Source organism: Pseudarthrobacter sp. NKDBFgelt, from assembly GCF_046097905.1.
Classification (GTDB): Bacteria; Actinomycetota; Actinomycetes; order Actinomycetales; family Micrococcaceae; genus Arthrobacter; species Arthrobacter polychromogenes.
Genome location: NZ_JBJURL010000114.1, coordinates 1 through 9,879 on the forward strand (window position 1 = coordinate 1; position 9,879 = coordinate 9,879).

The window sequence follows — 9,879 nt, forward strand, 5'->3', positions numbered from 1 at the left end:
GGCGGAGGCTGCCGGAGCTGCGGGCGCGGCGGCGGGAGCTGCCTTTGCCTCGGCTGCGGCGATGACGTCCTGCTTGCGGATGCGGCCGCCGACGCCGGTGCCGGAGAGGGAGGTGATGTCCACGCCGTGCTGGTTGGCGAGCTTCCGGACCAGGGGGGTGACATAGCCCGAGTCGGATCCGCCTGCTGACGGGGCAGCTTCTTCGGACGCCGGTGCAGCAGCCTGGGGAGCGGGTGCAGCCTTGGGTGCTTCCTGCTTGGGTGCTTCCTGGGCGGGAGCGGCCTGCGGTGCGGGTGCCTCAGCCTTCGGTGCTTCGGCCTTGGGCTCGTCCTTGGCCGGTGCCTCGGTGGAGGGGGCCTCGGCCGGGGCGGCAGCAGCGCCTGAACCGATAACGGCAAGGACGGATCCGACCTCTGCGGTCTCATCCTCGTTGACGCGGATTTCCTGGAGGGTGCCTGCCACGGGGGAGGGAATTTCGGTGTCGACCTTGTCAGTGGAAACCTCCAGCAGGGGCTCGTCCACCTCCACGGCGTCGCCAACAGCCTTGAGCCAGCGGGTGACGGTACCTTCGGTGACACTCTCACCGAGGGCCGGCAGGGTGACGTCGTGGCTTTCGCCGCCGGCGGCCGGTGCCTCGGGTGCGGACTTTTCCTGCGCAGGTGCTTCTGCGGGAGCGGGCGCCTCGGTGGAGGGTGCTTCGGCGGGAGCCGGCGCTTCCTCGGCAGCGGGGGCCTCCTCGGCGGGCGCTTCTTCGGCGGGTGCGCCGCCGCCGGAGCCGTCCCCGATGCGGACCAGGGGAGCGCCGACCTCGGCGGTCTCGTCCTCGGCCACCAGGATTTCCTCAATCACGCCAGCTACAGGAGAGGGGATTTCAGTGTCTACTTTGTCGGTGGAGACTTCGAGCAGCGGCTCGTCCACCTCTACCCGGTCACCTACCTGCTTAAGCCAGCGGGTGACGGTTCCTTCGGTGACGCTCTCACCGAGGGCGGGCAAGTTAACGGATTCAGACATGTCGTCCCCGTTCTCCTTATTGATCTTTAGTGCGGATGATTGCTGCCGTTTGGCCAGCCTAGTGCACCCGGCATTCCGTGCCGGGTGCACCAGGCCCTTGGGTGTTGGGGAGACTAGCCGTGAAGCGGCTTGCCGGCGAGTGCCATGTGGGCTTCGCCCAGGGACTCGTTCTGGGTGGGATGGGCATGGAGCAGCTGGGCCACATCCTCCGGGTACGCTTCCCAGTTGACGATCAGCTGGGCCTCGCCCACCTGCTCGCCCATGCGGGCACCAATCATGTGGACGCCCACCACGGGGCCGTCCTTCTGCCGGACCAGCTTGACCAGGCCGGAGGTGCCCAGGATGGAGCTCTTGCCGTTGCCCGCGAGGTTGTATTCCTGGGTCTGCACCTGGTCCTCGCCGAACTTCTCCTTGGCGGCCTTTTCGGTGTAGCCCACGGTGGCGATCTCCGGCTCGGAGTAGGTGACCTTGGGGATGTTGATGTCCTCGACCACCACGGGCTTCAGGCCGGCGATTTCCTCGGCCACGAAGATGCCCTGCTGGTAGCCGCGGTGCGCCAGCTGCACGCCGGGGACGATGTCTCCCACCGCGTAGATGTTGCCGATGCCCGTGTGGAGGCGCTCGTTGGTGATCACGAAGCCGCGGTCAATGGTGATGCCCGCTTCCTCGTAGCCGAGGTTGGCGGTGACGGGGCCGCGGCCCACGGCAACCAGCAGCAGGTCGGCTTCGAACGTCTTGCCGTCCACCAGGGTGACCTTGACGCCGTCGTCGTTCTGCTCGACGCCCTGGAAGAACACGCCGGTGGAGAACTTGATGCCGCGCTTCTTGAAGGCACGCTCGAAGTTCTTGACGATGGTGGCGTCCTCGTTGGGAACCAGCGAAGGCAGGCCCTCCACGATGGTGACGTCCACGCCGAAGGACTTCCACACCGAGGCGAACTCGACGCCGATGACGCCGCCGCCGAGGATGATGGCGCTCTTGGGGATGAAGTCCATGGTCAGGGCCTGGTCGGAGGTGATGACCTTGCCGCCGAGCTCCAGGCCGGGCAGGGTGCGCGAGTAGGAACCCGTGGCCAGGACGATGTTCTTGCCCTTGTACGCGGTGCCGTTCACCACGACGGTGTCGGTGCCCTGGAGCTTGCCTTCGCCTTCGATGACGGTGATGCCCTTGGATTTGATGAGTCCCTGCAGGCCCTTGTACTTGCCGGCGATGATGCCGTCCTTGTACGCGTTGACAGCGTTGATGTCGATGCTGTCAAGGGTGACGTTCACGCCGTACTTGGCGGAGTCGCGGGCGTGGTCGGCCAGCTCCGCCGAGTGCAGGAGGGCCTTGGTGGGGATGCAGCCGTTGTGGAGGCAGGTGCCGCCCAGCTTTGCCTTCTCCACGAGGCCGACGGTGAGGCCAAGCTGTACTGCCCGGAGCGCGGCGGCGTATCCGCCGCTGCCGCCACCGAGTACCAGGATGTCGAATTCTTGCGCAGTTGCCTGATCGGCCACTAAAACGCTCCCTCGCGTGAACGATGACGCGATCCTGCGCATCATCTGGTCTTGGAACTTGCACTGCCGTGATTATGCCAGCAGGCCGATTCTCTTGCATTTGTGACTACCGTGGTTCACCTTAGCGAACCACTTATCCATGCTCCACCCTGGCACCACGTTTGTGGAGCGCTTGTGTCGAGTGTCACGCGGCTTTGTGGCACAGGGATCACCGGTCCCGCAAAGCCGCGTGACAGCACGCCGGAGGCGCGGCCAAAGGGGTCAGGCTGCAGCCAGGATGTCCTCCACGTACGCCACCAGGGTCCGGACCGTGCAGCCCGTTCCCTGCTTGTGCGTATAGCCATAGGGGCTCCCGTTATTAAAGGAGGGTCCGGCGATGTCGATGTGGGCCCAGGGGATTTGTTCCCCGTCCTTGCCCTTACCCACGAACTCGCGGAGGAAAACGGCGGCGGTCATCATGCCGCCGTGGCGTTCGCCGATGTTGGCGAGGTCGGCGACCTGCGAATCGAGGCTGGGGCGCAGTTCCTCGGGGAGCGGCATGGGCCAGACGAGTTCGCCGGCCCGGTCCGCTGCTGCCTTGAGGGGCCCCGTTACGCTGTCTGCTCCCATGACGCCGGCGGTCCGGTTGCCCAGTGCGATCAGCTGCGCACCGGTGAGGGTGGCAACGTCGATGATGGCGTCGGGGTACTCGCGGCTGGCGGCGACGATGCCGTCGGCCATCACCAGACGGCCCTCGGCATCGGTGTTCAGGACCTCAACGGTCTTACCGCCGAACATCGTGAGGACGTCCGCCGGGCGGGAGGCGGCACCGGAGGGCATGTTCTCGGCGATGCAGAGCCAGGCGGTGGCCTTGACCGGCAGGCCAAGTCCCGCGAGGGCCAGGACAGTGTTAAGGACGACGGCGGCCCCTGCCATGTCGCTCTTCATGTCGCCCATGCCCAGGGCCGGCTTGATGGAAATGCCGCCGGTGTCGAACGTGATGCCCTTGCCCACCAGCGCGATCTTTGAGGTTGCCTTGGCAGGGGAGTACTCCACCTTCACCAGGCGGGGCTGGCGTGCCGACCCCTTGCCCACGCCCATGATGCCGCCGAAGCCTTCCTTCTCGAGTCGCTTCTCGTCCCAGACGGTCACTTTGACGGGCAGCCCCTTGGCGAGGTCCTTCGCGGCGTCGGCGAAGGTTTCCGGATAGAGGTGGCTTGGCGGCTGGTTGACCAGGGACCGGGTGGCGTTGACGGCCCTGCCGATCAGAGTGGCCCGCTTGAGGACCTCGTCCAGTTCCTTCTGGCCGGCCAGTTCAGTGAAGATCACGGCGTTGCGGACGGGGTTTTTCAGGCCGTCCGTGGAGGACCGGAACTCGTTGAAGGAGTAGGCGCCCAGCGCGGCACCTTCAGCCACGGCCTCGACGTCGGCGAGGGACGCCGTCGGGAATGCCAGGGCAACCGTGGCCAGGCCGGCGAGCTGGCGGACGGCGGAGCCTGCTGCCCGCCGCAGGGCCTCCCCTGCCAGTGGCTTCGAGGCTGATACCTTGCCCACCCCGGCGAGGACCAAAACGCCCGCGCCGGTCTCGGGAAGGCCCGGGAGGCGCACCAGCTGGTCCGCCGCGCCCGTAATGCCGAGGGCCTTGAGGGAATCAGCCAGCGCCTCGGCGGACCGGGCGGTCAGCGGATTGTCCAGGAGGACCGGTCCGTCCGCACCCTGCCCCACGCCTATGACGACGGCGTCACTGGGGCTTTTCTTCAGGTCCCGCGAGAGGGTACTAAGGTTGATTTCAGTATTCTTGACCACGCGGATCAGTCCTCGATTCTCGAAAGATGTTCGGGCAGGGGTGCATGTTCGGCGCTCTGCCATGGTTGCCCGGGTACGGCCGTTCGGAACGCAGTCCGGGTGTCTGTGGGCCCGCCTGGCAGGCCAGTTCCGATCGTAGCCCGTCCCTGTCTGAGCTGGTGAATTTCGTGAGAGGTGCGCCACAGCCGGCGCCGGAATGCCCGGCTGTCCCCGGGCGTTGTACAGAATGTCCACCCACACCCATGAAAGGAACATGCCGTGCTTGAACGGATCTCCGGCTCACTGCTGGACCCCGATGCGCTCTATGCGAGCAACATTGAGCTGTTCCACAGCCCTGAACTCCGGGGACTGAACCTGGTGATGGGCTTTACAGGCTTCGCTGACGCAGGGCACGTGGTGAAGCAGATCAATGCCGAACTGCTGGACTCCCTCGACGCCGAGCCGGTGGCCGTTTTTGATGCGGACCAACTCATTGACTACCGCTCGCGCCGGCCGCACCTGACGTTCGTGGAGGACCACCTCCAGGATTACCAGGAACCCCGGCTGGCACTGTACCGGCTGATGGACGGGCTGGGTAAGCCTTTCCTGCTGCTGGCAGGCTTCGAACCGGACCTGCAGTGGGAGAGGTTCGCACGGGCCGTGGTGGGTATCGTGGAGAAACTCGACGTGAACCTGGTGACCTGGATCCATTCCATCCCCATGCCCGTTCCCCACACCAGGCCGGTGGGAGTGACAGTGCACGGCAACCGCCCTGACCTGATCGAGGGCATCTCCGTCTGGAAGCCGACAGTCGAGGTCCCCGCCGCCGTGGGCCACATCCTGGAACTCCGCCTGGTGGAGGCAGGACGGAACGTGGCCGGTTACGTGATCCATGTGCCGCACTACCTGGCCGAGGCGGAATACCCCACCGCCGCCGTCGCGGGCCTTGAATACCTGGGCGCAGCCACATCCCTGATGCTCCCCTCGGACAGGCTCCGCGAAGCAGGCCGCGAGGTAAGCCGCCAGATCGCGGAGCAGATCGACGCTTCCGAGGACGTCCAGCAGGTGGTGTCGCGGCTGGAGGCCCGCTACGACGAAAAGGCCGAGGGCACGGTCCGCCGGTCGCTCCTGGCGGACGAGAACGATGAGCTGCCCAACGCCGACGACCTCGGGGCTGCGGTGGAGGCGTACCTGGCCCGGGAGAACCCGGGCCAGTAAAGGGCTGGACCGATAAAAGCCTGCGGCGGGCGCCCGGGCATAATGAAGTGGTGACTGCACCCCGCGCCTGGCTTATCTGGACCATCGGAATTTTCGGGTACCTGGTGGCCGTGGCGCAGCGCACGTCCTTTGGCGTGGTGGGACTGGAGGCCACCGAGAGGTTCCAGGCCAGCGCGTCAGCGATCTCCTTCTTCACCGTCCTGCAGCTCCTTGTCTATGCAGGGCTGCAGATTCCCGTGGGGCTGCTGGTGGACAGGTTCGGCTCCCGTGCCATGATCGCCGGCGGCGCAGTCCTTATGGGCCTGGGCCAGCTCCAGCTCGCCTTCGCAGACAGCATTCCCGGGGGAGTTGCAGGCCGGGTTTTGGTGGGCGCCGGGGACGCCATGACATTCATCTCCGTGATCCGCCTGATTCCGCTCTGGTTCGCTCCTGCCCGGGTGCCGCTGGTGACGCAGCTGACGGGCATGTCCGGCCAGCTCGGCCAGCTGTTCAGCGTCATCCCCTTCGCCTTCGTCCTGCATCTCGCGGGCTGGACCCCGGCGTTCCTCATGCTGGCCGGGATGTCAGCCCTCGCCGTCGTCCTGACCCTGGTGCTGCTGCAGGACGTCCCGCCGGGAACCGCCCGCCCGCAGGCCCAGCAGGGGCTGCGGGCTACCGGGGCCTCGCTGGCCCGGGCCTGGCGCCAGCCTGGGACGCGCCTGGGGCTCTGGAGCCACTTCACCATCCAGTTCAGCGGCACCGTGTTCGCCATGACCTGGGGTTACCCTTTCCTGCTCTCCGGGCAGGGCCTGGACGCCGGAACGGTGGCGGCCCTGATGGCCCTCTACGTCGCCGCCGCGATGGCGGTGGGACCCTTCATCGGACGCTTCGTCTCCCGCCACCCGCTGCGGCGTTCCACCATGGTCCTGCTTATCGCCGGCGCAACTGCGGCCGCGTGGGCCGCCGTCCTGCTGACCCCCGGCCGTGCTCCGCTGTGGCTGCTGGCCGGTCTTGTGGTGGTGCTCGCAGTCGGCGGGCCGGGGTCCATGATCGGCTTCGACTTTGCCCGCACCTTCAACCCTGCACACCGGATCGGGACGGCCACGGGCATCGTCAATGTGGGCGGGTTCATCGCCGCCCTCGTGGCGATCTTCCTGATCGGGCTCGTGCTGGACATCCTTTTTGCCAGCGGCTTTTCCCAGGGCGTCCTCTACGGTCTGGATCCTTTCCGGATCGCCCTGAGCGTCCAGTTCCTGCTGCTGGGGTTCGGGGCAGCAGCCATGCTCGTGTGCCGGCGCAAAGTGCGGCGGCAGATGGCCGCCCAGGGTGTGGTTGTGCCACCGCTGCGTAGCGCCCTGGCCCGCCAGCGGCGCGAAAACCTTGCACGGCGCCGCGGCTCCGCCCTCCCGGACGAGTGACACTGGTCATCCACTAGCACTGGTCCTCCACAGGCCTGCTTTCCGCACATAGACGCTTTCCGTCCTTAACCGGCGCCGGCGGGCGGCGGAAGCTGGAGCCATGACTTCTCCAGACCACCTGACAGTCCGCAGCCCGGAAGACATCCTGGGCTTCATTCCGCACTCACTCGGATACTGGCCGGCGCAGAGCCTCGTGGCGATGACCCTGCAGGGTACGAGGCTTGGCGCTACCCTCCGGCTGGACCTGCCGGGACACGAGGTCCTGGCCGCACCGGCAAAATTCCTGCAGGCTGTCCTCCGCTACCTGGAAGCGGACAAGGAAGCTGACGGCACATTGCTGGCGTTCTTCACCAGCAACGGCAGCGCGTCGTCGCCGTCCCGGTACGACGGTCTGCTGGCCGGACTGGACTCCACGCTGGAAAGGGCCGGGATGCCAGTCCGCGAAGCCTGGTACGTCGGCGATGATTTCTGGCGGCAGGCCTGGTGCAGGGATGTTTCATGCTGCCCGCTCCCCGGCCGGCCAGTGCAGCAGATCCGTGACAGCACCCTGAACGCCGAGATGGTGTACCGCGGAAGCAGCGTTGGCCCGCAGCCGGAGGAGCAGGCACGCGCGCTTCCGGTTTCAAGCCTCTACCTGGCTGCCGTCAGGGAGGCTGAAACCGCGTGGTCCGCACAACTGGACCTTCGCCGGCCAAGCAGGCCGCAGTTCGACGCGGTCCTCAGGATCTGGCGGGATCTGCTGAACCGCCCCCAGGGGGAAGCCTGGCTGCCCGGGGCGGATCGCGACGGATTCCTGCGGGCGTCGCTGCTGGTCCCCGCGTACCGGGATGCTGTCCTGATGATGGCGGCAGCGGGCACACAAGCTGCCGAAGCCGGTGCCGGGCAGTTGGGGCTCTTCCGGGATGAATGCATGCTGGACCCTGTGGCGCCCCAGGAGGAATTTCAGGGGGCCTGGGCATCCGCGGATGGTCTGCAGGGCCGTGCGGCGGAGGGAGGACCGCCCCAGGAAGGGCCGCCGGGTGCAGACATCCCAGGCTACGGGGACGTCCTGATGGGCGTGGCACCTGCCGTCCCGGACTGGGAACGGCTCAACGCCCTGGACCTGGTCCTTGGGCGGCTTGCCGCAGCTGGCGGCCGGGCGGCGGCTGCATCGTTCACGGGGAGGGGCTGGATTGCCTGGTGCCGCGGCCGCGGCTCCTACTCGGCGGCCTATCTCCGGCAGGCCCTTGACGCAGAACCCGGGTACCGCCTCGCGGAACTGCTGCTGGAACTGGTCCGGCGCGGAACACTCTGCGGCTGGGCGGCACGGAAGGAGGCTGCCTGGCAGAAGTTCGGCCCGGACGCGGCGTGACCGCTCCCGGGGGGGGGGCGGGGGAGCGGCGGCAGGCGGGGCTGGACGGCGGGGACACCCGGCGTGGGCGAATGACGGGGAGGCCCGATTCGGGGAAAACATGAGACAATGGAGGCCGAGACCCGGTTGGGTCCGTGTATTGAGCGCACAGTCGTGGACCCCGCGGGGAACATAACAGCGGCTCCGGCAGTTGTCTTAACAGACTCTGCAGGCCGTGGTGGCGCTTGGTTTTCACCACGGACTTGACAGGGTCATAGTGGTGTTGCCCGTATGGTGATTCCACAGACCACCGCTAGAAAGGTTTTCTGTGACCCCGTCTTCCACGAAGAAGGACCCCGCCGCCCCGGACGAACTGTCCGCCGAGGAGAAGCAGGCTGCGACCAACGCCAAGCGTGCAGCTACGCGGGCAGCCAACAAGGCGTCGGCCGGTGCGGCTGCAGCGGACGGCAAGCCCGAGCCCAAGAAGCGCGGCCCCAAGCCCGGTGCGAAGGCGGCAGCCGCAAAGTCCGCTGCCGGTGACACCGACGACGCCGAAGAAGTCGAGGAAGACCTCGACGACATCGTCCTCGAAGGACCTGAAGTCGTTGAGGAGGACGCCGAGGCTAATCCCGCCAAGGCAGTTGCCGGCTCCGGCAAGGGCTTCGTCTACTCGGACGCTGACGACGACGACGCGCCTGTCCAGCAGGTCATGTCCGCCGGAGCCACGGCCGACCCCGTCAAGGACTACCTGAAGCAAATCGGCAAGGTGGCACTGCTCAATGCCGAGCAGGAAGTGGACCTTGCCCTCCGGATCGAAGCCGGACTGTTCGCCGAAGAGAAGATCAACGCGGACGACGGGTCCATGGATCCGAAGTACAAGCGCGAGCTTGAATTCATCATCCATGACGGCAAGCGCGCCAAGAACCACCTCCTCGAAGCCAACCTCCGCCTGGTGGTCTCGCTGGCCAAGCGATACACCGGACGCGGCATGCTCTTCCTGGACCTGATCCAGGAAGGCAACCTGGGCCTCATCCGTGCAGTGGAGAAGTTCGACTACACCAAGGGCTTCAAGTTCTCCACCTACGCCACCTGGTGGATCCGGCAGGCCATCACCCGCGCCATGGCGGACCAGGCCCGTACCATCCGTATTCCGGTCCACATGGTTGAAGTCATCAACAAGCTGGCACGTGTCCAGCGCCAGATGCTCCAGGACCTCGGCCGCGAACCCACGCCCGAGGAGCTCGCACTCGAACTCGACATGACCCCCGAAAAGGTTGTCGAAGTCCAGAAGTACGGCCGTGAGCCGATCTCGCTGCACACGCCCCTGGGCGAAGACGGCGACTCCGAATTCGGTGACCTGATCGAGGACTCCGAGGCCGTTGTTCCCGCGGACGCCGTGAGCTTCACGCTCCTCCAGGAACAGCTCCACTCCGTCCTGGACACCCTGTCCGAGCGCGAAGCCGGGGTTGTGGCCATGCGCTTCGGCCTGACCGACGGACAGCCGAAGACTTTAGACGAAATCGGCAAGGTCTACGGAGTAACGCGTGAGCGCATCCGCCAGATCGAATCGAAGACGATGTCCAAGCTCCGCCACCCCTCGCGGTCGCAGGTACTCCGGGACTACCTCGACTAAAAGCAGGATGAGCTGGAAAAGCGGCCCGCC

General features: G+C 66.5%; 7 protein-coding genes. 4 read left to right on the forward strand and 3 right to left on the reverse strand.

Features of this window, described 5'->3' with window-relative positions; translation table 11 throughout:
- The 3 genes from ACKAE7_RS19635 to ACKAE7_RS19645 form a co-directional block, all read right to left on the reverse strand.
- A partial coding sequence (locus ACKAE7_RS19635; RefSeq protein ID WP_408980073.1) for a biotin/lipoyl-containing protein occupies positions 1–1,011 on the reverse strand: 1,011 nt, incomplete at its 3' end.
- A gap of 113 nt (positions 1,012–1,124) precedes the next feature.
- Positions 1,125–2,507 (reverse strand): dihydrolipoyl dehydrogenase, encoded by a 1,383-nt coding sequence (gene lpdA / locus ACKAE7_RS19640; RefSeq protein ID WP_190612073.1) that lies wholly within the window; start codon positions 2,505–2,507, stop codon positions 1,125–1,127.
- 261 nt (positions 2,508–2,768) lie between these two features.
- On the reverse strand, positions 2,769–4,292 hold the full coding sequence (locus tag ACKAE7_RS19645) for a leucyl aminopeptidase (protein ID WP_408980074.1): 1,524 nt from the start codon (positions 4,290–4,292) through the stop codon (positions 2,769–2,771).
- 258 nt (positions 4,293–4,550) lie between these two features.
- Here ACKAE7_RS19645 and ACKAE7_RS19650 point away from each other — a divergent pair, with 258 nt between their 5' ends.
- The 4 genes from ACKAE7_RS19650 to ACKAE7_RS19665 all read left to right on the forward strand — a co-directional run bounded on the left by ACKAE7_RS19650 (position 4,551) and on the right by ACKAE7_RS19665 (position 9,849).
- Complete coding sequence (locus ACKAE7_RS19650; protein ID WP_188812836.1) at positions 4,551–5,489, forward strand: proteasome assembly chaperone family protein; 939 nt, start codon at positions 4,551–4,553, stop codon at positions 5,487–5,489.
- A gap of 50 nt (positions 5,490–5,539) precedes the next feature.
- Positions 5,540–6,886 (forward strand): MFS transporter, encoded by a 1,347-nt coding sequence (locus ACKAE7_RS19655; RefSeq protein WP_408980075.1) that lies wholly within the window; start codon positions 5,540–5,542, stop codon positions 6,884–6,886.
- 100 nt (positions 6,887–6,986) lie between these two features.
- Entirely contained in the window at positions 6,987–8,237 is a 1,251-nt protein-coding gene (locus tag ACKAE7_RS19660; RefSeq protein ID WP_408980076.1) for a DUF4192 domain-containing protein, read from the forward strand.
- 307 nt (positions 8,238–8,544) lie between these two features.
- Positions 8,545–9,849: an RNA polymerase sigma factor gene (locus ACKAE7_RS19665; protein WP_408980077.1), complete on the forward strand. Its 1,305-nt coding sequence runs from the start codon at positions 8,545–8,547 to the stop codon at positions 9,847–9,849.
- The last annotated feature ends 30 nt before the right edge of the window (positions 9,850–9,879 follow it).

Coding starts and splice junctions, on each gene's coding strand:
- ACKAE7_RS19660 (WP_408980076.1), top strand. CDS start 6,987: ATGACTTCTCCAGACCACCTGACAGTCCGCAGCCCGGAAGACATCCTG.